This window comes from Gryllotalpicola kribbensis, assembly GCF_039538245.1.
Taxonomy (GTDB): Bacteria; Actinomycetota; Actinomycetes; order Actinomycetales; family Microbacteriaceae; genus Gryllotalpicola; species Gryllotalpicola kribbensis.
This window is the reverse complement of sequence record NZ_BAABBX010000004.1, coordinates 1-24,781: the sequence shown is the minus strand read 5'-3', so window position 1 is coordinate 24,781 and position 24,781 is coordinate 1. Positions and strand designations below refer to the sequence as shown.

The following is a 24,781-nucleotide window of genomic DNA, read 5'->3' as shown; positions in this document are numbered from 1 at the left end:
GTTTGCGGCCGTCCTGTCGACCGCCCCCAGAACGGGCGGCGGCATGGTTCGCGCGCCGGGCGGGTACCGAGCACAGAACACACGGACTCACCGGTGGAAGGAAAGGGAGTCGCATGCGCAAGTTCTTCACCCTGCTCGTGCTCAGCGTCGTCGCGTTCATCGCGTACACCTACGGCGCCAAGGCCGGCCGCGGGCGTTATCGCGAGATCCAGGCGGGTATCGATGCCCTGTGGAACGACCCCCGCGTGAAGAAGGCCCGTAAGCAGGCCGTCAAGCGCGCGGAGAAGGCGGCCAAGTCGCTGTAGTGCAGCACCCGGTCATCGAGACGAGGAGTGGTTGATATGGCTCAAGTGAACGACGACGCGGCGCAGAACGGCCTGAACGCGGCCGGCGACGACGCGCACGCGGCAGTGGACAAGGCGGCCGGTGCCGCCGACGAGAAGATCGCCAAGACGTTCGAGGCGGCGTCGCAGGCCGTGGATTCCGCCACCGAGGCGGTGCACAGCACGGTGGACGACGCACGGCACAAGGCCTCGGCGGCGACGAGCACCGCGACTCGCGCCGTGAACGGTGCGGTGGACGACGCGCGCCGCAATCTCTCGCAGACCGTGAGCCAGGCGAGCGGGTCGGCGGGCGAGGTGCGCGACGTCGCGGTGAACACGGTGCAGGACCGCCCGCTCGAGTCGGTCGCGCTGGTGGCCGGCGTGGCCGCGGTGATCGGATTCATCATCGGGCTGATCGTGGGCAAGCGGTAGCGCATCGGGCCGCGCTCGACATGCGCCGGGGCCGGGGGCCGCGATCCGTCCGGGTCGCGGCCCCCGGCGCCTGTTCAGTGCGCGACGAGCGGTGCGAGCGCCGCCCCGAGGGCGCTTACGACGCCGGGGACGTGGCCGTTCACCGGCGCGTTGACGATGATGCCCTCGACGCCGGCCCCCAGGATGTCGTTCGCGATGCGCTCGGCGATCACGTCGGCGGTGCCGACGAACGCCCGGTTGCGGCGCTCCTCTGGCACGGCCGCGAGCATCTTGTCGGCCTCGGCCTGAGACTCGACGAGCGCGACGCTCGCGAGGTAGCTGGTCTTGAGGGTCGCCGGGTCGCGGTCGATCTCTTCGCAGCGCTGGCGCAGCACCTGCACCTTGCGCGGGAGGTCCTCGATCGGGGCGATGATGTTCATATGGTCGGCGTAGCGCGCCGCGAGGCGGAACGTCTTCCGCTCGCCCTGCCCGCCGAGCATGATCGGGATGCTGTCGCGGAACCGCGGCACGTTCATCGCGCCGTGCACGCGGTACCACTTGCCGGTGAACTCAGGCCGCTCGTCGCGCAGCATCGGGTGGATGATCTGCAGCGCCTCGTCGAGCTTCTCGAAGCGCTCGGTGAAGGTGTCGAAGTCGATGCCGAGCTGCTCGTGCTCGAGCTCGAACCACCCGGCGCCGAGCCCCAGGATCGCCCGCCCGTGGCTGATCACGTCGAGCGTGCTCACGGTCTTCGCGAGGATCGCGGGGTTGCGGTAGGTGTTGCCCGTCACGAGAGCGGACAGCTGGATGGTGCTGGTGGATGCCGCGAGGGCGGCCAGCGTGGAGTACGCCTCCATCATCGGCTGGTCGGGCGTTCCGATGCCGGGCAGCTGATAGAAGTGGTCCATCACGAGGACGGTGTCGAAGCCGCTGCCTTCGGCCTCTCGCGCCTGGGCGAGGACGGTGTCGAACAGCGTCTCGACACCGCCGGGGTAGGTGAAGTTGGGGATCTGGTATCCGAGTGAGATCGTCACGATTCCGACGCTACGCCGATTCGGGCGAAGCGGATAGTTCTCCGCTCAGCCTTCGCGTGCAGCCCGCTCAGGCGAGCTCGTCGAGCAGCGCCTCGACGCGCCGTTTGATCTCGTCGCGGATCGGCCGCACCTCATCGATCGGCCGGCCCGCCGGGTCGGCGAGGTCCCAATCCTCATAGCGCTTGCCGGGGAAGACGGGGCAGGTGTCGCCGCACCCCATCGTGATGACGACGTCGGATTCCTTCACGGCATCCGTCGTCAGGATCTGCGGCGCATTCGCCGAGATGTCGATTCCGAGCTCGGCCATGGCCGCGATCGCGACCGGGTTCAGCCGGTCGGCGGGCTCGCTGCCCGCCGAGTAGACGCGCACCCGCTCTCCGGCGAGCTCGCGCAGGAATCCGGCCGCCATCTGCGATCGGCCGGCATTGTGGACGCACACGAAGAGCACGCTGGGGGTCATGGATGCCTCGTCTCGGGCCGTGGGAGTGAGGGGCGGTCACACGTAGCTTCGCATGCCCATAGCTGGGCGAGCGCCCGGCGGCCGCGCCCGCCGATTGAACGGGCGATGAACGTGTGGTGACGGTTCTCAGCCTGGTCTGCGATAGCGTTCCATGGTGCGAGTGAAAGCCTTCGCGTGGATCTGACGCTCATCGTCGTGCTGGTGATCGCGTTGGCACTCTTCTTCGATTTCACCAACGGGTTCCACGACACGGCCAACGCGATGGCGACGCCCATCGCGACGGGAGCGCTGAAGCCGCGCACCGCGGTCGCGCTCGCCGCGGTGCTGAATCTGGTCGGCGCGTTCCTGTCGACGGAGGTCGCGCAGACGATCTCGGGCGGCCTGATCAAGGGCGAGGGGGGCCAGGTCGCCATCACCCCGCCGCTCGTCCTCGCGGGTCTGGTCGGGGCGATCACCTGGAACCTCGTGACCTGGCTCTGGGGCATCCCCTCGTCGTCCAGCCACGCGCTCTTCGGCGGGCTCATCGGCGCGACGATCGTCGGCACGTGGGATGTCGGATCGATCGACTACAGCGTGCTGCTCGGCAAGATCGTTCTGCCCGCGCTGCTGTCGCCCGTCGTCGCTGGCCTCGTCGCCTACTGCTCGACGCGGCTCGCCTATCGCATCACGCACCGCAACGACGGGCTGCCCGACGGCCGCAGCGGCTTCCGCTACGCGCAGATCTTCTCGTCGTCGCTCGTGGCGCTCTCGCACGGCACCAACGACGCGCAGAAGACGATGGGCGTCATCACGCTTCTGCTCATCTCGGCCGATCTGCAGGCTGCCACGCACCCGGGGCCCGAGTGGTGGGTCATCCTGCTGTGCGCGCTCGCCATCGCGACCGGCACCTACACGGGCGGGTGGCGCATCATCAAGACGCTCGGCACCGGCCTCACCGACGTCAAGCCGGCGCAGGGCTTCGCGGCAGAGACCAGCACCGCCGCGACGATCCTCGCCTCGTCGCACCTCGGCTTCGCGCTCTCGACCACGCAGGTCGCCTCGGGGTCGGTGATCGGCTCGGGCCTCGGCCGCAGCGACACCAGCGTGCGCTGGGGCACCGCGGGCCGCATCGCGCTCGGCTGGCTGTTCACGCTGCCCGTCGCCGCCGTGGTCGGCGGCGCGGCGGCGGTGATCGCGCGCTTCGGCACGGCGGGGCTCGTCGTCGACCTCGTCGCCGCGGTCGTCGTGATCGTCGTCGTCTTCCGCATCAACGCGCGCCGCCGGGTCATGGCCGACCATCTCACGCCGGCCCACGCCGAGGCCGAGGTCGCCGAGACCGCGGCGCTCGCCATCGCCATCGCGCGCCTCGAGCCCGAGCTCGAGGCGGCCATCGAGGAATCGATCGAACGCGACCGCGCGCACGAGTCGAGCGGCTCCGGCGACCAGCCGCCGCCGCACGCGGCGCCCGGCGCGGGGGAGGAGCCCCGATGATCGACTGGCTCGCCTTCGTCGAGGTGCTCATCGCCGCGCTGGTCGGCGCCGCCGTCGTCGTCAGTCTCTACGCCCTGGGGCTGCGGCTGCTCGCCGTCGCGGGGCGCACGCCGTTCGTGCCGCCCGTCGCCTACGACGAGGCGATCACGGTGCTCTCGCCGAAGCAGATGAAGAGAGAGGCCAAGAAGGTCAAGAAGGCGCGGAAGGGGAATCCCTATTCGCCGGTCGTGAAGCGCATCGCGCTGATCGCGGCCTACGCGCTGTTCTCACTCTCGGGAATCGTCGTGCTCTTCGGCATCTACCTCATCGTGCCGTACTTCCACGGCTGACCCACGAACCCGGGCAGGCTGCGTGGCCGGTTACGGCGCCGCGGGGGATCCGGCGGCTCGAAGATAGCTCTCCGCCTCCGCCTCGGGCATCACGGTCATGCCGCGGATGCCGTGGGCTGAGCGCGCGAGCGCGTCGACCCAGACCTTGTTGAGCTGGGGCGGCTTCGAACCGTGGAAGACGAACACCAGGGGCACCTCGGGCGAGATCCAGAGGCTCATGCGCCCGGACCCCTTCTCGGAGGGGACCACCCAGTTCAACAGGAACGACTCGCGCACCCTCAGCTTCGCGGTCATCGCGATCTTGAGATGGGCCAGGGTGCGCTCGTCGAATTCGTATGCGTCGTTCGCGCCGTAGATCAGTCGTGCCACGTCCACACCTTCACCTGCCGCGGTGGGCCCGGCCTAATCGGCGCGACGCGATCGTCCGGAAAGCGCACCCCGTGGCCGGTGCGCGCACCCGCCCCTCTGACGGGGGACGGGCACGTGGCCGCCCGCGTCAGCGGCGCAGGGTGTCGCCGGGGTTCTCGCCGAAGCGCGCGCGGTACTGCGCGGCGAACCTGCCCAGGTTGGCGAACGCCCAGCGGCGGGCGACGTCGGCCACGCGCGTGTCCTCGTCGGCGGCGCGCAGCTCGGCGCGCGCCGCGTCCAGCCGGACGTCGCGCAGGTGGCCCATGGGCGTGGTGCCGAGTTCGCGCTGGAACCCGAGCTGCAGCGCTCGGACGGACATCCGCGCGGCTTCGGCGACCTGCGTCACCGTCAATGCCTGATCGGCGTTGTCCTCGATGAAGGCCTTCGCGCGCCGGACGGCGGCCGAGGACGCGAAGTCGAAGGTGCGCGCGCGTGCCGCAACATCGATCGGGAACGCAGCGAGCGCGGCCGTCACGACCGTCTCGAACGTGGCCGCGCGAATGGCGTCGTTGTGGAAGACGTCGCTGACCTGGATCACGCTGTTCCAGGCGTAGTTGACGGTGCGCATCCAGTGGGCGCGCATGACGGGAGAGACGGCCTCGTGCCGACCGAAAACCAGTCGCGCGTCATCGACGCCCTGCCGCGCGGCAGCCGCCTTCGCAAGGTGCTCCGTGTCGATGTTCACCATCAGAACGTCGAGTTCCTCTGAGCCGGAGCTTCCCGGCCCGGGCGTGAACAGGAACGGCTGCGACGAGTCGATCTGGTCGCGATTCGACTCGACGGCGTAGCGGCCCGCGAGGCGCAGGCCGAAGGCGGCCACGTCGTGGAAGTCGACCGCGATGTCCATGCGGGAGTTGATCTTGAACCGGGTGAAGTTGACCCCGTTCTCACCGCGCGTGAAGTGCTGGTAGGCGAAGTCGCCGGTCGCAGGCTCGCGCAACTCTGCGCGCGGGTACACCCTGCGGGCGATCTGCTCGGCCTCGCCGACGTCGGTCGTCTGGAACGACTCGTCGATGATCACGTGAGCGATTCCGAACCGCCGTCCTGACCACTGCCGCCGCCGGAGTGGTCGTCTTCCTCATAGAAAAGATCGCAGCTCGCGCAGTAGAGCGCGTTGCCGCGATCGATCAGGATGCTTCCGCAGATGGGGCAGACGTCCGGGGAGGTGGCGTCTGGCTGGGTCATGGCGGCGACCCCCTGTTCTTGATGTATCGGTGTGCCGGGTCGGCCTCGACGGTACGCGGAAGAACCGCGATCGGGACACTCCCTTGACCTCTCCGGGGAGTAGGCCCTATAGAGGCGGCACGGCTGCGTGCGGCCGGAACGACGAAGTGACCGGCGGAGACCCGCCGGTCACTTCGTGGTACGGCTGCTCAGGCCTGGGCGGGGCGAATGTTCGCCGCCTGCGGGCCCTTCTGGCCGCGCTCGGTGTCGAATTCGACCTTCTGACCCTCTTCGAGGTTGCGGAAGCCGCTGCCCGAGATGGCGGAGAAGTGGGCGAAGACGTCGGCCGAGCCGTCGTCGGGGGAGATGAAGCCGTAGCCCTTCTCCGAGTTGAACCATTTGACGGTGCCGGTGGCCATATCGTCGTCTTTCTTTCGTGTTCCCGGACGGCTGTTGCGGTCCGGCGTTCCGCGGCGGCGGCGCCGTCGCGGACGTGGGGGGACGTGCTGCACGGCGAGGTGCACCACGTCGAAGTCGTCGCTGCTCAGAGCCTCGCACGCGAGCGCGAGCGTAGGGAAGAGCCCGCGTGGTCTTGCGTGTGCGTCGTGAAGCGCGAAGCCGTTCGCCGAGGCGGCGACGAAGCCGGCGAATTCGCCCGCGATCGTCGCCACGTGGATGTCGTCGTCGGCCTGCCGCCAGACGGGGTGAACCGCGGCGAGGGTGTTCGGTGAAGCAGAGAGGTAAATCGGATTTCGTTTCGTGAGCCGCGGCCCGGCCGACATTGGTCGGGCGCCGCGGGAAGATCTGGGGCGCTATGCGCGCCGGTACTGTGCGATGACGGGGCAGGCGAACGGATCGCGCGCCTGAAGCCCCACCCTATTGAGATATGCGATCACGATGGCGTATGACTGCGCCAGCGTGGTCTCAGTGTACGGGATGCCGCTGGCAGCGCAGTGCTCGCGCACGATGAGACGCGCTTCCGCCAGTCGGGGGCGGGCCATGCTCGGGAAGAGGTGGTGTTCGACCTGGTAGTTGAGGCCGCCGAACAGCGCCGTCGCCCACCAGCCGCCCGACACGTTGCGCGAGGTGCGCACCTGCTTGGAGAAGAAGTCGAGCTTCACCGATGCCGGGATGATGGGCATTCCCTTGTGATTCGGTGCGAACGAAGCCCCCATGTAGATGCCGAAGACGGCGAGCTGCACGCCGAGGAAGGCGGCGGCGATGCCGGGCGGCAGGAACCAGAACAGCAGGCCGAGGTAGACCCCGAAGCGCGCGGCGATCAGCGCGATCTCGGTCGCACGGTGCTTGACCGGCTCGGGGCGCCCCAGCAGCTTGAACGACGTCCAGTGCAGGTTCAGCCCCTCGAGCGTCAGCAGGGGGAAGAAGAGGTAGCCCTGGCGGCGCGTGATCCACGCGAGCAGGCCGGTCTGGCGGGCGGCATCCTCTTCGGTGAACGAGATGGTGTCGAACGCGATGTCGGGGTCCTTGCCGAGCTGGTTCGGGTTCGCGTGGTGGCGCGAGTGCTTGTTCTGCCACCAGGCGTAGCTCATGCCGATCACGAAGGTGCCGAGCACGCGGCCGACCCAGTCGTTGGCCGAGCCGGAGACGAGGATCTGCTTGTGCGCGGCCTCGTGGGCGAGGAACGCGAACTGCGTCAGGATCAGGCCGAGCACGCCGGCCAGGATGAGCTGGAACCAGCTGTGGCCGAGCAATACCATTCCCACCACGTCGCCTGCGGTCGCGACGAGCAGTCCGAGTGCGAGGAGCGCGTAGAACAGCCGCGCCCGACGCAGCAGCCCATCGGCCTTCACGGCGCGTGAGACCGCCGTGTACGACGCGGTCGCGTCGAAAGCGTCGTCGCGCCGCGTTGTGGTGCGGATCGCGCCCAGGCGCCCCTCGAGCAGTTCGGCAGTGGTGAATGGTGTGGCCATCTGGCCCCCGTTCGATCGCGGCCTCAGAAAAGCCTTCTACACAAAAGGCAAGCCGCCGATCGTTGCGGGCAACGCTACAGAGGAACTGCCGGTCGAAACCGGCAGTCCCCTGGCAATCCGCAGCCGCTAGCCGAGCATCAGCTCGGCACCGGCCTCGTCAGGCGTGACCCTCTCGAGCGGCGAGGCCATCGGGCGCCAGACGAGCACCGGGCACGCGGCGCGCTGTGCGACCCGGGTGCTCACCGAGCCGAGGAACAGTGCCCGCGCCATGCCGGCGCCGGTGCTGCCGGTCACGACCATCTCGGCGTGGCGGCTCGCCTCGATCAGGATGTCGGCGGCGTCGCCGTAGACGGACTGCGTGACCACCTCGACGCCCTTGGGGACCTCGACCTTCGCGAGCGCGTCGCTGAGGATCTCGAGCGAGTCGGCCTCGGGGTTCCAGTTGATCGGGGGGCCGGGCACGAAGCCCTGCCCGACGGGCCACGACCAGGCGCTGATCACGCGCACCGTGCAGCCGAGCGCCTGTGCCAGGCGCAGACCCTCACGCAGCGCTCCGAGGGCCGCTGCCGAGCCGTCGATGCCGACGACCAGTTCGCGGTTCACGGGGGTGTGCTCGTTCATCGGTTACCTTCCTGTCCTGCCTGGCGTGGTTGCCATGCATCTTGTATCTGAGATGAGTCTAGCGCATGAAGGCCGTGCTGACCATACTGATTTCCATGGACCTCGATCGAACGATCCAGACCAGCGAACCGTGGGCAGCGCCCGCAGCCGCCGTTCTCGAGGGCCTGGGGAGTTCGGATCAGGGGCTCACCGCGGCTGAGGCATCCGCTCGCCTCGATCAGCACGGCCGCAACGTGCTCAGCCCGCCCAAGTCGGCGCCGTGGTGGAAGCGCGTGCTGCTGCAGTTCAAAGACGTCCTCATCTACGTGCTGCTCGCGTCGGCGCTGCTCAAGGCGGTCATCGGCGACTGGGTCGACTTCGCCGTGATCCTCGCGGTCGCCGTGATCAACGCCGTCATCGGGCTGGTGCAGGAAGGCAGGGCCGAGCAGGCGCTCAACGCCATCCGCGGCATGCTCTCGACGCAGGCGCACGTCATGCGCGCCGGCGTCTGGATCGAGCTGGATGCCTCAGAGCTGGTCCCCGGCGACGTGGTGCGCGTGCGCGCCGGCGACCGGGTGCCGGCCGACGTGCGCCTGCTCGACGCGGCGAACCTGCAGGTCGACGAATCCGCTCTCACGGGCGAGGCCGAGCCGTCGACCAAGTTCGTCGAGCCGGTCGCGCAGGCCGCTGAGCTCGGCGACCGCACGTCGATGATGTTCTCGGGCACGCTCGTCGCCGCGGGCACGGGGCGCGGCGTCGTGGTCGCCACGGGCGGCACCACCGAGATCGGTCACATCCAGACGCTCGTCACCGAGGTCGAGGCCGTCGAGACGCCGCTCGCGATCGCGCTCGCGCGCTTCGGCCGGCTGATCGCCTGGACGATCGTCGCGATGACGGTCGTGATGACGGCGATCGGATTCTTCGTGCACGGCTTCGGCCTGCAGGAGATCGTGTCGGCGGCCATCGGCTTCGCGGTCGCCGCGATCCCCGAGGGGCTTCCCGCGCTCGTGACCATCACGCTCGCGCTCGGCGTGCAGCAGATGGCGCGGCGGCACGCGATCACGCGCCGCCTTCCGGCCGTCGAGGCGCTCGGCTCGGTGACCGTCATCTGCTCGGACAAGACGGGCACGCTGACGAAGAACGAGATGACGGCGCGCGCCGTGCGCACCGCCGCACGCGCCTACGAGATCGAGGGAACGGGCTATGCGCCGCTCGGGGCGGTCACGCGCGAGGGGGCGCCGGCGCCGGCGTCCGCCAATGCCGACCTGCGGATCCTCGCGGAGGCCGTGGCGGTGTGCAACGACGCGCGCGTCGTCGGCTCCGGCGGCGACTGGAGCGTCGTCGGCGCCCCCACCGAGGGGGCGCTCGCCGTGCTCGGGCTGAAGGCCGGCGTCGACCCGGGTGTCTGGCGCCGCGAGGCCGAGGTGCCGTTCGACTCCGAGACCAAGTACATGGCGGTGCTCGCACGAGACGCATCGGGCGAGGCATCCGTTTTCCTGAAAGGCGCGCCCGACCGGGTGCTCACCCGCGCGACGACGCAGACGCAGCCCGACGGCTCGTCGGCGCCGATCGACGTCGAGCACTGGCAGCGCCAGATCAGCGAGCTGGGCCGGCGCGGCCTGCGCGTGCTGGCGGCCGCGCGGCGGCGGCCGGGCGCCGGGCAGTCGACCCTCGCGCACGCCGACCTCGAGACGGGCTTCGAGTTCATCGGAGTGGTCGGCATCGTCGACCCGCCGCGCCCCGAGGCGATCGAGGCGATCGCGACGAGCCACCGGGCCGGCGTCGCGGTCAAGATGATCACGGGCGACCACCCCGACACCGCGCTCTCGATCGCGCGCGAGATGGGCATCACCGAGCCGGGCGCCGCCGGGCGCGCCGAGCCGCGTGTGCTCACCGGCGCCCAGCTCGAGGCGATGAGCGACGACGAGCTGCGTGCGCTCGCCGCCGAGGTCGACGTGTACGCGCGCACGAGCCCCGAGCACAAGATCCGCATCGTCTCGGCGCTGCAGCACGAGGGCGAGGTCGTCGCGATGACGGGCGACGGGGTCAACGACGCACCCGCCCTCACCCAGGCCGACGTCGGCGTCGCGATGGGCCTCAAGGGCACCGAGGCGACGAAGGAGGCCGCCGACCTCGTGCTCACCGACGACAACTTCGCGACCATCGAGCGCGCCGTCGAAGAGGGGCGGCGGATCTACTCGAACATCCGCAAGTCGATCCTGTTCCTGCTGCCGACGAACGGGGCGCAGGCGCTCGTGATCCTCGTCGCGGTTCTGGTCGGGGCGACCCAGCTGCCCCTCGAGCCGGTGCAGGTGCTATGGATCAACATGGCGACCTCGGTGACGCTGTCGCTCGCGCTCGCCGGCGCGGGCGCCGAGCCCGGCCTCATGGACCAGCCCCCGCGCGGGAAGAACGCGCCCCTGCTCGACGCGCGCATGGGGGTGCGCATCGGGGTCGTCTCGCTGCTGATCGGCGCGGCGACGATGTTCACCTTCTACTTCGAGATCGGCTACGGCGAGAACCTGCGGCAGTCGCAGACCACGGCGGTCACGACGCTCGCGCTGTGCCAGCTCGCCTACCTGTTCAGCTGCCGCTTCCTCGACCGCTCGAGCGTCTCGCTCGCGGTCTTCCGCGGCAACCGGGTGATCTATCTGTCGGCCGCCGTGCTCATCGTGCTGCAGCTGGCGTTCGTGTATCTGCCGTTCATGCACATCTGGTTCCTGTCAGACACGATCGACTGGCATCAGTGGGGGCTGTCGGCGCTGCTCGCGATCGTCGTCTTCTTCCTCGCCGAGGGGAACAAGGCGCTCACGCGGCGGATCGGGGAGACAGGGGGAGCGCGATGAGTGATCGGATGCCGGAACCGGGCGAGCCTGCACAGGAAGCCGCCGCCCCGGCGAGTGGCGGCGGCGCGGGGCATCCGCTCGGTCGCCGCCTGCGGTGGGCGCTCATCGGCACCGTGATCGCCGCGCTCGTGCTGGGCGCGGCGGGCGGCGCCGCGACGGCGCTGGTGCTGCACAAGAACCCGACGGTCGCGCGCGCGACCGGCACGGCGACGGTCTGCGACTCCGTGCACATCGCGAGCACCGTGCTGCCGTCGGTCGTGACGGTGTCGGTGCGCGCCGCCTCGGGTGAGAGCGGCGTCGGCAGCGGCGAGGTGATCCGCGCCGACGGCTACATCGTCACGAACAACCACGTGATCTCTCCGGCCGCGAGCGGCGGCAGCATCACGGTCACCTTCTCAGACGGGACGACAGAGCCCGCCGAGCTGACCGGCCGCGACCCGCGCAGCGACCTCGCCGTGCTCAAGGTCGACAAGCGCCCGGGGCTCAGGCCCATCGACTTCGCGGACTCCGACCACGTGGTCGTCGGTCAGCCGGTGGTCGCGCTCGGCGCACCTCTCGGCCTGTCGAGCACCGTGACGACCGGTATCGTGAGCGCCCTCGACCGGAACGTGCCGGTGCCGAGCGACGGCGGCCAGACGACCGTTCTCGTCGGGGCGATCCAGACCGACGCGGCGATCAACCCCGGCAACTCGGGCGGCGCCCTGGTCGACTGCGCCGGGCACCTCGTCGGCGTGAACACGGCGATCGCGACGGTGCCCAACGAAGCGGGGCAGGCGGGCGGCGGCAGCGTCGGAATCGGCTTCGCGGTGCCCGCGAACCTCGCGGGGCACGTCGCGCGGCAGATCATCGCGGGCGACCCGATCGGCTACGCGTACTTCGGGCTGCAGGCCGCGCCCGTGACCTCGCAGAGCGGCCAGACCGTGGGGCTGTTCGTGCAGGCGATCACCTCGGGCGGCCCTGCGGACGACGCCGGGCTGCGGGTCGGCGACATCATCACCCGGCTGCACGGGCACGCGGCATCCGACCTCTCGGTGCTCACGGCGCTCGTGACGGCGCTCAGTCCCGGCGACCGCGTCGAGGTCGAGTACGTGCGCGACGGCGACCGGCACACGACGACGCTCACGCTCGGAGAGCAGTAGCGGGCGCATCCGCGGCGCCGCGCGCGGGTACCGAGAGCACATGCCGCAGCCGTCTGCGTGGCGCTATGCGCTGCGCCGCGCCATCCACGTCCTGCTGGTCGAGCGTGTCGTCGACATCTCCGCCACGCTGGCGTTCTTCAGCGTGCTGTCGGTGTTCCCGGCGCTGCTCGCGGTGTTCGGCATCTTCGGGCTCGTCGGGCGGGGCGAGCGCACCGCTGACGAACTGCTGGCGGTGGTGCGCCGCGTGGCACCGCGCGAGCTTGTCGCGCCGCTGCGCTCGACCATCGAGCACCTCGCGAGCGTCGGCGGCTCCGGCGCGGGGATCGGAGTCGGAACGGCCGCCGCGCTCGTCGTCGCGATCTGGACCGCCTCGCGCTACGTCGCCGCCTTCAGCGGCGCCCTGAACCGGCTCTACGGCGTGCAGGAGGGGCGGCGCTATTGGAAGTACCGGCTGGTGCAGCTCGCCATCACGCTCGCCGTGGTCACCCTGACCGCGCTCGTGCTCTTCGTGCTGCTCTTCTCAGGCCCGATCCTCGGGCCGGCGGGCATCGCGAGCCTCGGCGACGCGGCGTTCGCCGTGTGGGCCGTGGCGCGATGGGTGATCGCCGCGGCCGCGATGGTGGTGGTGATCGTGCTGCTCTATTGGGGCACGCCGAACATCAGGCAGCCGCGGCTGAGGTGGATGACCACGGGCGGCGTCACCGCGCTCGTGCTGATGGCCGCGGCATCCGCGTGCTTCGTGCTCTACGTCACCCACTTCTCGACCTTCCATCGTGAGTACGGCACGCTGGCGGGCTTCGTCGTGTTCCTCGTCTGGCTGTGGCTGATGAACCTGATGCTGCTCTTCGGTGCGGCGTTCGACGTCGAGCTCGAGCGCGTGCGCGAGCTGCGAGCCGGAGAGGACGCCACGCGGCGGGTTCGGCTGCCGCTGCGCGACGACCGCCGGATCGAGAGCCTGCGGCGCCGCGACGACGAGCTCGCGGCATACGCGGTGCGCTTCCTACCGACCCGGTACGAGCCCCCGGCGCGCGGGGGCGGCGTCGCTCTCGGCGCGGGCGACGACCATGGTGGCCGTCACGAGGCGCGTGCGGCCGCCGACCTGGTCGACGATCGCCGTGACCCGTAGCGCGCGCGAGCCCACGGTCGCGGCGAGCGGCAGCAGGAAGCGGCAGCGCGCGCGGCCCTCGACGGCGCCGAGCAGCTCGTCGTCGTCGAGGCGGTCGCGGTGCCGCAGCGCCGTGCGGCGCGTCTGGGCGTCGAGCATCATGACGGCGGCGAGGGATGCCGCACGCGCGCGGGCCGAGACGACGACGGGGCTATCGTTCTGGTTGTCGATGACGACCTCGGCGAAGAGGGCGCCCTCTGCGGCCGTGCGGATCAGCCGGATGTCGACGCGCGCGTCGCCGAACCTGTCGCCGTCGTTGACGCCGACGCGGAAGAGGGCGGCGACGGCTCCCAGGGCGAGGAGGGTGCTGAGGAAGAAGCCAAAGAGATCGCTCACGGGATGCCTTGCAGAAATGGACTGAATAAGAGCGATCCAATCTGCTGAATGCCTCGCATTCAAGGTGCCGCATGGCATAAATTGGCCGCATGGTGTCGGGGCGAATCGGGGCGCGTGCGCTCAGGGATCTACTGGGCGACTGGCGCACCGAGGCGCCGGCGAACGAGGCGCTGGCCGACCGGGTGCGGCTGCTGCTTCTGGACGGACGCATCTCGGCGGGCATCCGGCTGCCCGCCGAGCGCGAGCTCGCCGACGCGCTCGCCCTCAGCCGCACGACGGTCGCCGCGGCCTACCGCCGCCTGCGCGCGGCCGGCTTTGCGACGAGCCTGCAGGGCTCGGGAACCACGACCCGGCTGCCGCTCGGCCGGCCCGCGGCGCCGAGTCCCGGCGGCACGGTGATCGGATTCATGCACGCGTCGCTGCCTGCCACGCGGATGCTTCCGGGGGCGCTCGACGACTCGCTGCTCGCGGCCTACCGCAGTCACTTCGCCTCGCTCGGCTATGACGGTGTGGGGCAGCCTGAGCTGCGCGCCGCGATCGCCGACTGGTACGGCCGGCGCGGTCTGCCGACCGACCCCGAGCAGATCGTTGTGACGACGGGCTCGCAGAGCGCCATCTACCTGGCGGCGAGGGCGCTCGTCGCGCGCGGCGACCGGGTCTGGGCCGAGAGCCCCTCGTACCCCAATGCCTATGACGCGCTGCGCGAGGTCGGCGCCAGGCTGATCACGACGCCCGTCACCGTCGAAGACGGGTGGGACATGCCCGCGCTCGAGGCCGCCTTCCAGCGCTCCGCCCCGACCGTGGCCTACACGATGCCCGACTTCCAGAACCCGACCGGCCGCTCGATGTCGGTGGAGGACCGCGAGCGCCTGCTCGAGGCCGCGGCCGCCACCGGCACCGTGGTGCTCGCCGACGAGGCGACCGCCGAACTCGACATCGACCGCGGCGAGGCGCTGCCCCCGCTCGGCACCCTCGCCGACGCGCACGGAGCCGAGGTGGTGCACCTCGGCTCGGCGAGCAAGCAGCTCTGGGGCGGCCTGCGCATCGGCTGGCTGCGAGCCGCGCCGCAGCTCGCCCGCCGCATCGCGGCACTGCGCGGGTCGACCGACCTCGCCGTGCCCGTCTTCGAGCAGCTCGTCGTCACCCGGCTGCTGCCGCACTCGGCCGAGATCGCCGAGGAGCGGCGCGAGCAGCTGCGCGCAGGGCGTGAGACGGCACGCGCAGCGATCGCCGAGCTGCTGCCCGACTGGACCTTCCCGCCGCGGCTCGAGGGCGGGCTCGCGGCATGGGTGAACCTCGGTGCGCCCGTCAGCTCGCAGCTCGCTCTCGCCGCGCACGGCCGTGGGCTGCTCGTCGCCGCGGGGCCGCGCTTCGGCATCGACGGCGCCTTCGAGCGGCACCTGCGCGTGCCGATCGCCGCCGACCCCGACAACCTGCGCCGGGGGCTCGAGGTGCTCGCCGAGCTGTGGCCGTCGGTGCATCGGCTGGCGCGCGTCGAGTTCGACAGCTACGCGGGCACGGTGGCGTAGTCGCGGGTCAGTGGTGCCCGTGCCCGCCGCCCGGCTGCGGGGCGGCCGGAGGCGCAGGCGGCGCAGGCGGAGCCGCGGGCGGCGCTGCCGGCTGCTGCGGCGCCGCGGGTGCCGCGGGCTGCGTGGAGCGCTTGGTGTCGTGCTTGACCGCGCCGACGAGGGCGGGGTCGGGCGCAGGCAGCGGGTTGCCCCCGAGGGCGGCGTCGAGCGCGGGCAGCAGCTCGCGCCCGATCGAGAACTTCGCGGTGTAGCCGGTCGTGCCCTGCAGCAGCGGGAAGTGCTCGAGGCCGACGTGGCCGAGCGAGTTGCCCACCCAGATCGCCGTCGTGTAGTTCGTCGACGAGGTGATCAGCCAGTTCTGCTCGTCGCCGTCGGTCGTGCCCGTCTTGGCGAAGAGCGGGGTGCCGTCGTTCGGGTTCGCGCTCGCCGCGGTGCCCGAGCCGGTCAGCACCGACTGCAGCGCGTACTGCACGGTGTTCGCGATGTTGCCGGGGATGCTGCCGTGGCACTGCGAGCCCGTGAAGGGGACGGACTTGCCCGTGGAATCCGTGATCTTCGTCACGGCGACGGGCGTGCAGACCGTGCCGCCGTTCGAGAACCCGGCGTATGCCTCGGCCATCGTGAGCGGCGCGATGGGGTTCGTGCCGAGGATCTCAGACGGGTACTCCTGGAAGGCGCTGTTGTCGGCGACGTGCACGCCCATCGACTTCGCGACGTTCGCGATGCCGCACAGGTCGAGCTGCATGCCCATGTGCGCATAGGCCGTGTTGATCGACTGGGCGGTCGCCTGCAGCACCGACATCGACGCGGGAACGCGCTCGTTGTCGTTGTTCTGCACGGGCCAGACCGCGTTGCCGATGTTCTCGCAGCTGTTGTGGAACTCGGTGAACGGGAACTGGCGGCCCGTCGTCGACACGTAGTCGTTCAGATGGTGGCCCTCTTGCAGCCACTCGGCGAGGGTGAAGGCCTTGAAGGTCGATCCGGTCTGGAATCCGCTCGACCCGCCGTAGCCCTGATCGGCGTTGTAGTTCACGCTCGTCGTGCCCGGCTGGTCGCTGTTCCCGAACGCGGTGTTCTGCACCATGGTGATGATCTCGCCTGTTCCCGGCTTGATCGTGACGTTCGTGCCGCCGAGCGAGACGCCCGCGGCGGTCTGCGGCACGTAGTCGCTCAGCGCCTTCTGCGCCGCCGCCTGCAGGTCGAGGCGCAGCGGCGTGTGGATCTTGAGGCCCGCCGTGTTGAGCTTTGCGGCCCGGTCGGCCGCGGTCTTGCCGAGCTTCGGGTCGGCGAGCAGCTCGTCGCGCACGTACTCGCAGTAGTAGGCAGCGTCGTGCGAGGTCGCGGCGGCGCACCCGGATGCCTGCGGCGTGATCTTCGGCGTGATCGGGGTCTTCTTCGCCTTGTCGTACTGCGCCCGTGAGATCGAGTGATGCGCGAGCATCTTGTCGAGCACGTAGTCGCGCCGGTCGAGGGTGGCCGCGTAGTGGTTCTTGGCGCCGTTCTTCGGGTTCTTCGGCTGGTCGATGCGCAGGTTCGACGGGTTGTTGAGGATTGCGACGAGGGTCGCCGCCTGCGCGACGGTGAGGTGCGCGGCGTCCGTGCCGAAGTAGTAGCGCGCGCCCGCCTGCACGCCGTACACCGTGCCGCCCAGGCCGACGATGTTGAGGTAGCCCGTGAGCACCTGCGCCTTCGAGTACTGCTTGTCGACGGCCGAGGCGTACCGCATCTCCTGCAGCTTGCGCTCGGGCGACACCTCGGTCGCCTTGTCGTAGCAGCGGTTCACGGCCGCTTTGGTGCTGAGCTGCTCGCACTGCTGCACCAGCACGTTCTTCACGTACTGCTGGGTGATCGTCGAGCCGCCCTGGATGTTGTCGCCGTGGCCGAGTGCGGTCGCGAGCGTCGCGCGGATCGTTCCGATGACGTCGACCCCGCCCTCGGAGTAGAAGCGCGGATCCTCGGTGTCGATCGCGGCGTCCTTCACCGTCTGGGCGATCTGGTCGGGCCTGACGTTCACCCGGTCCTGCGAGTAGAAGGTGGCGATGGGCACCTCGTGGCCCGAGCCGTCCTGCGCGTAGAGCGTGCTGATCTGCTGCGGCGTCTCGATCTTCAGATAGTCGGGCATCGAGAAATAGGTGCCGAGCGTGCCGTGCACCCCGTCGGCGCCGATCACGGCGAACGGCGCGAGCGAGGCGGCAGCCAGCACCCCCGCCACCGCCGCTGCGATGACGAAGCCGACCAGTGCACCGAACCGACCGAGAATGCGCATCTCTTCGACGATAGGCACGCGCGCGGTTTTGCTGTACCCCTTTCAGGGGATGCATGGCCCGGCCATAATGCGAACATCGGGAAGCATGCTTCGCCGCGGTGCGGGGCAGGATGAAGGCATGACCCTGTCACAACAGCCGGAGCTCCCGGAGACCGCAAAGGCCGTTCTGATCACGCGGGCCGGTGGGCCCGAGGTCCTCGAGCTGCGCGACGTGCCCGTCGCGCCGCCGGGCGCCGGCGAGGTGCTCGTGCGCGTGCGCGCGGCGGGCGTCAATCCGGTCGACGCGAAGATCCGCAAAGGCACGCGCGGCGCGATCACAGAGCCGAAGCGCGTCGGGGCGGATGCCGCGGGCGAGGTCGTCGCGGCCGGGGAGGGCGTCTCGTTCCGCCCCGGGGACGCGGTCATCGGCTGGGGCCAGCCCGGAACGTACGCGGAGTATGTCACCGGCCCTGCGGCCAAGTGGACGCCCAAGCCCGAGGCCGTCGGCTTCGCGGAGGGCGCGGCCCTCGGGGTGCCTGTGTCCACCGCCTACCAGTGCCTCAGGTCGCTCGGCCTGCGCAGCGGCGAGACCCTGCTCGTGCACGCGGGCGCCGGCGCGGTCGGCCAGGCCGCCGTCCAGTTCGCGAAGCTCTGGGGCGCCGAGGTGGTCGCGACCGCGAGCGAGCGCAACCACGACAAGCTGCGCGCGCTCGGCGCCACCCCGGTCGCCTACGGCGACGGCCTGCTCGAGCGCGTGCGCGAGGCGGCGCCGCAGGGCATCGACCGCGTGCTCGAGGCCGCCGGAACGCAGGAAGCGATCGAGGTGTCGCTGGCCCTCGTCGACGACCCGGCGCGCATCGTCGAGATCGTCGTTCCGGGCTGGGCCGCGGAGTACGGCGTCACGGTGTTCAGCGGGGGCCTGCCCGGCTCGATGACGCCCGAGGCGAACGCGCTGCGCGACGAGGCGATCCCCTACGCGGCCCGGCTCATGGCCGACGGCCGCTTCACCGTCGAGATCGGCGAGCGCCTCCCGCTCGCGGAGGCGGCTCGTGCGCACGAGCTCGTCGAGACCGGCCACGCCCAGGGCAAGATCGTGCTGAACCCCTGATGGCCGATGCCAGAATCGTCGCGATCGGCACCGCCGTTCCGCCGGTCGTTGTGCCCCAGCGCGCGGCGCGCGACATCCTGCTCGCGCAGCCGGGGCTGGGCCGCGTCGCACAGCGCCTGATCGGCGCCGCGATGGACGGCTCTGCGATCGACGCACGCCGCACCGTGATCGCGGAGTTCGCCGGGCTCGACGGCGCGGGGCGTGCCGAGGCGGCACTCGCGGGCACGCGGGCAGCCGACGCGGCATCCGCGCCGCCGCCCGTGTTCTTCGACGCCGCGACGCGGCGAATGCTGCGCCCGACGACGGGGCAGCGCAACGCCGAGTACGTGCGCCAGAGCGTGCCGCTGGCCCTCGACGCGGCACGGGCCGCCCTCGCGTCGGCACCCGTGCCGGCATCCGCGATCACCCACGTGATCACCGTCTCGTGCACCGGATTCTTCGCTCCGGGCCTCGACGTCGCCCTGGTGCGCGGGCTCGGCCTGCGGCCCGATGCTCAGCGTCTCAGCATCGGGTTCATGGGGTGCCACGGTGCGTTCCCCGCGCTGCGGGCCGCGGTGGACGCGTGCCGGGCGGACCCGGCGGCGGTCGTGCTCGTGGTGTGCGTCGAACTGTGCACGCTGCATCTGCGCTCGTCGGAGGACCCCGACCAGATCGTCTCTGGCACCGTCTTCGGCGACGGCGCGGCGGCTGCGGTCGTGGCGGCGCACCCCCGCGCCGGGCTGCGCATCGACGCGCTGCACTCGCAGCTCGCAGGCTCGCAGAGCGCAGGTGACCTGACCTGGGCGATCGGCGACCAGGGCTTCGACCTGGTGCTGAGCTCGTATGTGCCGAAGCTGCTCGAGCACGAGATCGGGGCGGCGCTCGCCCCGCTCGACCCGGGGCGCAGCTGGTCCGAGATCGAGAACTGGGCGATCCACCCGGGCGGGCGGGCGATCCTCGACCGCACGCAGGAGGCGCTCGGCCTCGCCGATGAGCAGCTCGCGCCGTCGCGAGCCGTGCTGCGCGAGTACGGCAACATGTCGTCGCCGACCGTGCTGTTCGTGCTCGAGCGCATCCTCCGCACGGCGCGCGCGGGGGAGCGGGTCGTGGCGACGGCGTTCGGCCCCGGCGTCACGGTCGAGAGCGCGCTGATGACGGTGGAGGGGCCCGATCGGGAGCGCCCCGGCGCGCTCCGACCGGAGGCCGAGCGGGCGGGAAGCGGCACGCCGTGACCCTCGCCGCGCGCGAGCCGGCGCTCGCCGAGATCATGGACGGGCCGTGCGACGAGGTGCGGCTGTTCGCCACGTACCGGCACTTCGCCCTGGCCAACCGGGTCGTGAGCGGGTGGCGGCGGATCTACACCACGCGGCTGCGCCCGCTGCTCGCCGCCGGCCCCATGCGCCTGCTCGACATCGGCTTCGGCGGCGGCGACATCCCGCGCGCGCTCGCGAACTGGGCGGATGCCGACGGGCTCGACCTCGACGTGACGGCGATCGACCCCGACGAGCGGGCGCTGCGCTTCGTGCGCTCGAGCGGCGGTGCCGGGCGCGACGGTGAGGGGCGGGTGCGCTTCCGCGCCGCGACCTCGCGCGAGCTGGTCGCCGCGGGCGAGCGCTTCGACGTGGTCGTGTCGAACCACGTGCTGCACCACCTGGGCGACGCAGAGCGGGCCGAGCTGCTCGCCGACAGCGCGACGCTCGGCACGCGGTTGATCGTGCACGACGACATCGAGCGCAGCAGGCTGGCGTATGCCGCCTGGGCGGTCGGCGCGCTGCCGTTCGCGGTCGACTCGTTCGCGCTCGTCGACGGGCTGCGCTCGATCCGGCGCAGCTACACGGCGCGCGAGCTCGCCGCCATCGAGCCCGGATGGCGCGTGGAGCGGATGTTCCCCTGGCGCCTGCTGCTCGTGAGGGACGAATGGTCGGGGGCACGGTGATCGCCGGGGTCGCGCTGCTCGTGGCATCCCTCAGCTACGCCTCGAATCTGGCGCTGGGAACGCTCGTCGCGACCCGGCGCGTGGATTCGAGCGGATTCCACTGGCTGCACCACGCGCTCTACATCTGCACCTTCGTGCTGGCGGCCGCGGCAGTGGCCGCCGGGCTGTGGCGGCAGCCGCTCGCCGGCTGGCTGCTGCTGCCGGCGCTCGTGCCGTTCGCGCTCATCCCGTTCGTCGGCACGCGCGGAGTGCGGCATCCGATCACCGGGCTCGCGCCCGCCCCGTTCTATCTCGCCGCGGCGTTCGCGCTGCTCAGTTGAAGGAGAGCCGATGGAGTTCCTCGAGGTCGTGCGCCGCCGCAAGACGACGAACGGGCCGTTCCTGCCCGACCCGGTGTCGCAGGAGCACCAGCGGCTGCTGATCGAGGCCGCCTCGCGCGCCCCCAGCCAGCTGAACAGCCAGCCGTGGCGGTTCGTTCTGATCGAGGACCGGGCGACGATCGAGCAGATCGCCGAGATCAGCGGTGCGAGCATGACGACCGCGATGTCGAACGGCACGTTCTTCGAGCGCTACAAGCCGTACTTCCGCTTCTCGCAGGCCGAGATGGACGAGGAGCGCAGCGGCATGCTGTTCGACAAGCTGCCGGCGCCGCTCAGGCCGTTCACCTCGCAGGCGTTCACTCCCCGCGGTCAGAAGCTGATGAACCTGCTGCGCGTGCCGCAGACGCTCGGCGAAGAGAACCGCAAGCTGGTCGCCGGGTCGCCTCTTCTGATCGGCGTCATGCTCGACCGCAGCGAGAACCGGCCGGGCGAGCTGTCGTCGTTCTACTCGATCTTCAGCATGGGCGCCGCGATGGAGAACCTGTGGCTCACGACGGTCGAGCTCGGCATGGGCATCCAGTTCGTGTCGTTCCCGATGGAGGTGCCCGGGCAGTGGGAGCGCATCGTGTCGCTGCTGCGGGTGCCGGACTCGCTCGAGCTGATGGCCGTCTACCGACTCGGGTACGTTCCGGACGAGCAGCGTCGGCCCGCGATCGACTGGACCTCGCACGAGCGGAAGCTGCCGTCGCAGTTCGTCTTCCGCGAGTCGTGCGAGACCCCGCAGCAGGGGTGGGACGCGCCGGCGGGGCCGTAGGGGCCGTATGGCCGCAGCCGGCGCGCCCGGGTCACCTGCCGACGCCTGCGCCTGTGGGGCCGGCGCCGCCGAACCCCGCGCCGCCGAAGCGCTGGCCACCGGCTCCCGCTCCGGCGCCCGCGCCGCCGAGCCCGCTCAGCCCGCTGCGGCTGCTGGTCTCGGTGCTGTCGCTCGAGACCGTCGACGACAGATCCGCGAGGATCACCTTGTCGCCCGCGGACAGGCCGCTCGCGATCTGCACGCGGTCGGCGCCGATCGCGCCGAGCTTCACCTGCCGCCGCGACGCCGTGCCGTCCGCGAGCACGTCGACCGAGTAGCTGTTCGCACCGGTCAGGTGCACGGCGGAACTCGGCACGGTGAGCACGTTCGTCGCGGAGTCGACGTTCACGGTGAGGCGGGCGGATGCCCCGTTCAGAAGTCCGCTGCTCGAGCCGGTCAGGGCGAGGGTGACATCGTAGGACGGGGTCGAGGAGTCGCTTGAGGTGTTGAGGAATCCGATCGAGGTGATCTTCGCCTTCTGTGCGCCCGAGACGCCCGAGACGTTGACGCTGGCCGTCTGACCCACTTTGAGCGGGCCGATCGAGCTCGCGGTCGCCGAGGTGTCGACGACCCAGCCGTCATCGCCGATCACGCTGATGACCTCGGAGCTCGACCCCGCGCTCACCGATGACCCGGCCGAGATGCCGACCGCGGCGACCGTGCCCGCGATGGGCGTGGTCAGCGTGGCGAGGCCCGTGTTCTGTTGGGCGACGGCGAGGTTCGCCTGCGCCGACGCGAGAGAGGCCTCGTCTGCGGTGATGTCCTCGGCCGTCGCGGCCTGGGTCGCCTGGCCGCCGGAGGCGCTGCCGGCGCCGCTGCCGCTGCTCTCGCCGCCCGAGGTCGAACGGGCCGAGCCGCCGGAGGAGCCGCTGCCGCCTGCGCTCGCGGTGCCGCCTGCGGAGCGGCCCGCTGTGTCACCTGGTGCCGCCCCGGCGGGCTGGGACCCGGAGGGTTGGGACCCGGACTGCGAGCCGGAGCCCGCACTGGGCTTCGAGCCGCTCGACGGGGCCGTGCCGGAGCCCGAGCCCGACGTGCTCTTCGCCGCGTCGGCCGCGTCCGATGCGAGCTGCTGGACGGCGGCGTCGAGGGACTTCTCGGCCGCCGTGATCTTCGTCTGCAGCTCGGACAGCGTGCTGAGATCGGATGCCAGCGCCGTGAGCGTCGACGCCACGGACGCCGCGCCGCTCGTTCCCCCGGACCCGGTGGCGCTCGCCGAGCCGAGCGCGGCGGTCACCGCGGCCTGGCAGCTCGCGAGGGCCGCGTCGGCATCCGACTGCGCAGTCCCGGCGGGCAGATTCGCGAAGGTCGTGCAGGGGCTGCTGCTCGCGCCGAGGTCGGTCAGCGTCTTCTGGACGGCTTCGAGCTGCCCCTGCACCGCGGTCGTGACGGCGGTGACGCCGTCGCTGCCGGTGATGAGGTCGATCAGCGCGTTCTGCGCGGCCGTGACCTTCGCGACGTCTGACGTGATCGTGTCGTCGCTGCTCGCTGCGCTCTGAGTGGGGGCGGCCGCCACGAACGCCCCCATGGCCAGCCCGCCGCTCGAGGAATCCGTCGTGCTCGACGACGTCTGCGTGCTTGTGCTTGTGCTTGTGCTCGTGGCTGCGCTCGAGGTCTGCGAGGCGAGATCGTCGTTCAGCTTCTGCTCCGCCGTCGTCACCGCCTGCTGAGCCTGCGTGACCGCCGAGTCGAGCGCACTGGTGTCGAGCGTCGCGAGCGTCTGGCCCGCCTTCACCTTGTCGCCGACCTTGACCTTCACGGCGGCGACGGTGCCCGATGTCTGGAACGCGCGGTCCGCGCGCGTTGCCGAGGCGACGGTTCCGGCCAGCGAGGCGGTCTGCGTGACGTCGGCCTTGGTGGCCGTGGCCAGGCGGTAGCTCGGGCTGTCCGGGCGCAGCGCAGCCCACGCCGCGCCCCCGCCGGCGAGGCAGACGACCACGCCGATCGCGACGCCCGTGATGACGCGCCCCCTCCGCCGGGCGCGGGAGCGCTTCGCGTCAGCCATTCGTCGTCCCGCCCTGTGCACCGGCGCCCTGGCCGCCGCCGAAGCCGCCTCGACCGCCGAAGCCCGAGACGCACTCGCCGTTCACGGGCTCGGTCACCGAGATCGCGGTGGCGGCGACCGTGCCGCTGTCGTCCGCTTTGCCCTGAGCGAGCACACACTTGCCGACGACGAGGTCGGACGCGGCGCCCGTGGCCTGCTCGGTGTATTTCGTGGAGGAATCCACCGTGACCGTCTTCGAGCTCGTCTTCTGCGTCTGGAAGTCGATGGCGTCGACCGTGATGGTCGAGCCGCTCACCGCCGTCACCTTGCCGCTCGTCGGCATCACGAAGCCGCCGCCGGCGCCCGCGCTGCGCGAGGGGAAGTTGGACGGACGGCCGCTCGGCCTGTCGCTGGGCCGGTCGGTCGGGCGCGTGCCGCCCGAGCCGCCGCGCCCGCCGAAGCCGGCGGTGCAGCTGCCGTCGGTCGCCTGCGAGATCGACACGGTCGTCACCGCGCTGTCCGACGAGTCGGAGGAGCTCGACGAGCCGGAGGAGTCCTGCGGCGTCGTGCTGGCCGTGATGCACTCGCCGACCTTCACATCCGACAGCGAGACGTCTACGGTCTTGGTGATCTTCGTCGACGAGCTGACCGTGACGGCGGTCTGCGACGAGCTCGACTGCACCTGGAGCGTGCTGCCGCTCACCGCGGCGATCTCGCCGCTCGTTCCGCCCGCGCCCTGACCGCCAGGGCCGCCTTGGCCGCCTTGGCCGCCGGACTGGCCCTGCGCCTGCTTCGACGTCGACGAGCCGGCGCTGCTCGATGAATGCGACGAGCAGCCGCTCAGCACGAGCACGGCGCCGACGGCGATCGCCGAGGCCGCGGTGATGAAGGAGTACTTGCTGTTCATAGTTGTTTTCCTCGTTGCTGGGGTGTCTTACTCGGTGCGCAGCGCGTCGATCGGCGCTAGTCGCGCCGCGCGGGTCGCCGGGTAGACGCCGAAGATGATGCCGATTCCGATGGAGACGACGAGCGAGAGGCCGATCGCGAGCCCGGACACCTCGATCGACGAGCCGATCAGGCCGGGAAGGACGAGCGCGGCCACGATCCCCAGCGCTGCGCCGACGACCCCGCCGGTCAGGCCGAGGGTGCCGGCCTCGACGAGGAACTGGTTCCTGATCGCCCCGGGCGGCGCGCCGAGCGCCTTCCGCAGGCCG

Annotated in this window: 25 protein-coding genes; 13 read left to right on the top strand and 12 right to left on the bottom strand. The window is 71.1% G+C overall.

Annotation, left to right across the window (positions count from 1 at the left end; translation table 11 throughout):
* Positions 1–113 precede the first annotated feature (113 nt).
* Together ABD716_RS02580 and ABD716_RS02575 are read left to right on the top strand one after the other, a co-directional pair.
* The gene (locus ABD716_RS02580; RefSeq protein ID WP_344773494.1) at positions 114–305 is read left to right on the top strand and encodes a hypothetical protein; all 192 of its coding nucleotides are present in this window, start codon (positions 114–116) and stop codon (positions 303–305) included.
* A 36-nt stretch (positions 306–341) separates the two neighbouring features.
* Positions 342–755, top strand: coding sequence for a hypothetical protein (locus ABD716_RS02575; RefSeq protein WP_344773492.1), 414 nt, complete (start codon positions 342–344; stop codon positions 753–755).
* A gap of 74 nt (positions 756–829) precedes the next feature.
* Here ABD716_RS02575 and ABD716_RS02570 read toward each other — a convergent pair whose 3' ends face one another.
* Positions 830–1,768: an LLM class F420-dependent oxidoreductase gene (locus ABD716_RS02570; RefSeq protein ID WP_344773490.1), complete on the bottom strand. Its 939-nt coding sequence runs from the start codon at positions 1,766–1,768 to the stop codon at positions 830–832.
* Between the two features lie 67 nt (positions 1,769–1,835).
* Positions 1,836–2,228, bottom strand: a complete 393-nt coding sequence (locus ABD716_RS02565; protein WP_344773488.1) for an arsenate reductase ArsC — start codon at positions 2,226–2,228, stop codon at positions 1,836–1,838.
* A gap of 174 nt (positions 2,229–2,402) precedes the next feature.
* Here ABD716_RS02565 and ABD716_RS02560 point away from each other — a divergent pair, with 174 nt between their 5' ends.
* Complete coding sequence (locus ABD716_RS02560; RefSeq protein WP_344773486.1) at positions 2,403–3,698, top strand: inorganic phosphate transporter; 1,296 nt, start codon at positions 2,403–2,405, stop codon at positions 3,696–3,698.
* Positions 3,695–4,027 (top strand): peptidase, encoded by a 333-nt coding sequence (locus ABD716_RS02555; protein WP_344773484.1) that lies wholly within the window; start codon positions 3,695–3,697, stop codon positions 4,025–4,027. The genes ABD716_RS02560 and ABD716_RS02555 overlap by 4 nt, the downstream gene beginning before the upstream one ends.
* Positions 4,028–4,057: 30 nt before the next feature.
* Here ABD716_RS02555 and ABD716_RS02550 read toward each other — a convergent pair whose 3' ends face one another.
* The 6 genes from ABD716_RS02550 to ABD716_RS02525 form a co-directional block, all read right to left on the bottom strand.
* A complete protein-coding gene (locus ABD716_RS02550; protein ID WP_344773482.1) occupies positions 4,058–4,396 on the bottom strand; it encodes a DUF7882 family protein in 339 nt (112 codons plus the stop codon).
* 127 nt (positions 4,397–4,523) lie between these two features.
* Complete coding sequence (locus tag ABD716_RS02545) at positions 4,524–5,456, bottom strand: helix-turn-helix transcriptional regulator (protein ID WP_344773480.1); 933 nt, start codon at positions 5,454–5,456, stop codon at positions 4,524–4,526.
* Positions 5,453–5,620 (bottom strand): hypothetical protein, encoded by a 168-nt coding sequence (locus ABD716_RS02540; RefSeq protein WP_344773478.1) that lies wholly within the window; start codon positions 5,618–5,620, stop codon positions 5,453–5,455. The genes ABD716_RS02545 and ABD716_RS02540 overlap by 4 nt, the downstream gene beginning before the upstream one ends.
* A 188-nt stretch (positions 5,621–5,808) precedes the next feature.
* Complete coding sequence (locus tag ABD716_RS02535; RefSeq protein ID WP_344773738.1) at positions 5,809–6,018, bottom strand: cold-shock protein; 210 nt, start codon at positions 6,016–6,018, stop codon at positions 5,809–5,811.
* 393 nt (positions 6,019–6,411) lie between these two features.
* The gene (locus ABD716_RS02530; protein WP_344773476.1) at positions 6,412–7,530 is read right to left on the bottom strand and encodes a fatty acid desaturase family protein; all 1,119 of its coding nucleotides are present in this window, start codon (positions 7,528–7,530) and stop codon (positions 6,412–6,414) included.
* Between the two features lie 126 nt (positions 7,531–7,656).
* Entirely contained in the window at positions 7,657–8,151 is a 495-nt protein-coding gene (locus ABD716_RS02525; protein WP_344773474.1) for a universal stress protein, read from the bottom strand.
* A 95-nt stretch (positions 8,152–8,246) separates the two neighbouring features.
* On the opposite strand from ABD716_RS02525, the gene ABD716_RS02520 reads away from it, so the two are divergent.
* From ABD716_RS02520 to yczR, 4 genes are all read left to right on the top strand, one after another.
* Complete coding sequence (locus ABD716_RS02520) at positions 8,247–10,976, top strand: cation-translocating P-type ATPase (RefSeq protein WP_344773472.1); 2,730 nt, start codon at positions 8,247–8,249, stop codon at positions 10,974–10,976.
* Positions 10,973–12,115, top strand: a complete 1,143-nt coding sequence (locus tag ABD716_RS02515) for a S1C family serine protease (protein WP_344773470.1) — start codon at positions 10,973–10,975, stop codon at positions 12,113–12,115. The genes ABD716_RS02520 and ABD716_RS02515 overlap by 4 nt, the downstream gene beginning before the upstream one ends.
* Before the next feature lie 40 nt (positions 12,116–12,155).
* Positions 12,156–13,241 carry a YihY/virulence factor BrkB family protein gene (locus ABD716_RS02510; RefSeq protein ID WP_344773468.1) on the top strand — a complete coding sequence of 362 codons (1,086 nt, stop codon included), beginning with the start codon at positions 12,156–12,158 and terminating at the stop codon, positions 13,239–13,241.
* A gap of 464 nt (positions 13,242–13,705) precedes the next feature.
* Positions 13,706–15,145: a MocR-like transcription factor YczR gene (yczR, locus tag ABD716_RS02505; RefSeq protein ID WP_344773466.1), complete on the top strand. Its 1,440-nt coding sequence runs from the start codon at positions 13,706–13,708 to the stop codon at positions 15,143–15,145.
* Between the two features lie 7 nt (positions 15,146–15,152).
* Here yczR and ABD716_RS02500 read toward each other — a convergent pair whose 3' ends face one another.
* Positions 15,153–17,411, bottom strand: a complete 2,259-nt coding sequence (locus tag ABD716_RS02500) for a transglycosylase domain-containing protein (RefSeq protein WP_344773464.1) — start codon at positions 17,409–17,411, stop codon at positions 15,153–15,155.
* A 118-nt stretch (positions 17,412–17,529) separates the two neighbouring features.
* Between ABD716_RS02500 and ABD716_RS02495 the strand changes: the two genes are divergently transcribed.
* The 5 genes from ABD716_RS02495 to ABD716_RS02475 are packed head-to-tail and all read left to right on the top strand — an operon-like array spanning position 17,530 to position 21,547.
* Positions 17,530–18,498 (top strand): quinone oxidoreductase family protein, encoded by a 969-nt coding sequence (locus ABD716_RS02495; protein WP_344773462.1) that lies wholly within the window; start codon positions 17,530–17,532, stop codon positions 18,496–18,498.
* Positions 18,498–19,709, top strand: coding sequence for a type III polyketide synthase (locus ABD716_RS02490; protein ID WP_344773460.1), 1,212 nt, complete (start codon positions 18,498–18,500; stop codon positions 19,707–19,709). The genes ABD716_RS02495 and ABD716_RS02490 overlap by 1 nt, the downstream gene beginning before the upstream one ends.
* Complete coding sequence (locus ABD716_RS02485) at positions 19,706–20,413, top strand: methyltransferase domain-containing protein (protein ID WP_344773458.1); 708 nt, start codon at positions 19,706–19,708, stop codon at positions 20,411–20,413. Before ABD716_RS02490 ends, ABD716_RS02485 begins: the two co-directional genes overlap by 4 nt.
* The gene (locus tag ABD716_RS02480; RefSeq protein ID WP_344773456.1) at positions 20,395–20,733 is read left to right on the top strand and encodes a hypothetical protein; all 339 of its coding nucleotides are present in this window, start codon (positions 20,395–20,397) and stop codon (positions 20,731–20,733) included. The genes ABD716_RS02485 and ABD716_RS02480 overlap by 19 nt, the downstream gene beginning before the upstream one ends.
* A gap of 10 nt (positions 20,734–20,743) precedes the next feature.
* Complete coding sequence (locus ABD716_RS02475) at positions 20,744–21,547, top strand: nitroreductase family protein (protein WP_344773454.1); 804 nt, start codon at positions 20,744–20,746, stop codon at positions 21,545–21,547.
* Positions 21,548–21,578: 31 nt separating this feature from the next.
* Here ABD716_RS02475 and ABD716_RS02470 read toward each other — a convergent pair whose 3' ends face one another.
* The 3 genes from ABD716_RS02470 to ABD716_RS02460 all read right to left on the bottom strand — a co-directional run.
* Positions 21,579–23,588: an efflux RND transporter periplasmic adaptor subunit gene (locus tag ABD716_RS02470; protein WP_344773452.1), complete on the bottom strand. Its 2,010-nt coding sequence runs from the start codon at positions 23,586–23,588 to the stop codon at positions 21,579–21,581.
* The gene (locus tag ABD716_RS02465; protein WP_344773449.1) at positions 23,581–24,474 is read right to left on the bottom strand and encodes a DUF5666 domain-containing protein; all 894 of its coding nucleotides are present in this window, start codon (positions 24,472–24,474) and stop codon (positions 23,581–23,583) included. Before ABD716_RS02465 ends, ABD716_RS02470 begins: the two co-directional genes overlap by 8 nt.
* 27 nt (positions 24,475–24,501) lie before the next feature.
* A partial coding sequence (locus ABD716_RS02460; protein WP_344773447.1) for an ABC transporter permease occupies positions 24,502–24,781 on the bottom strand: 280 nt, incomplete at its 5' end.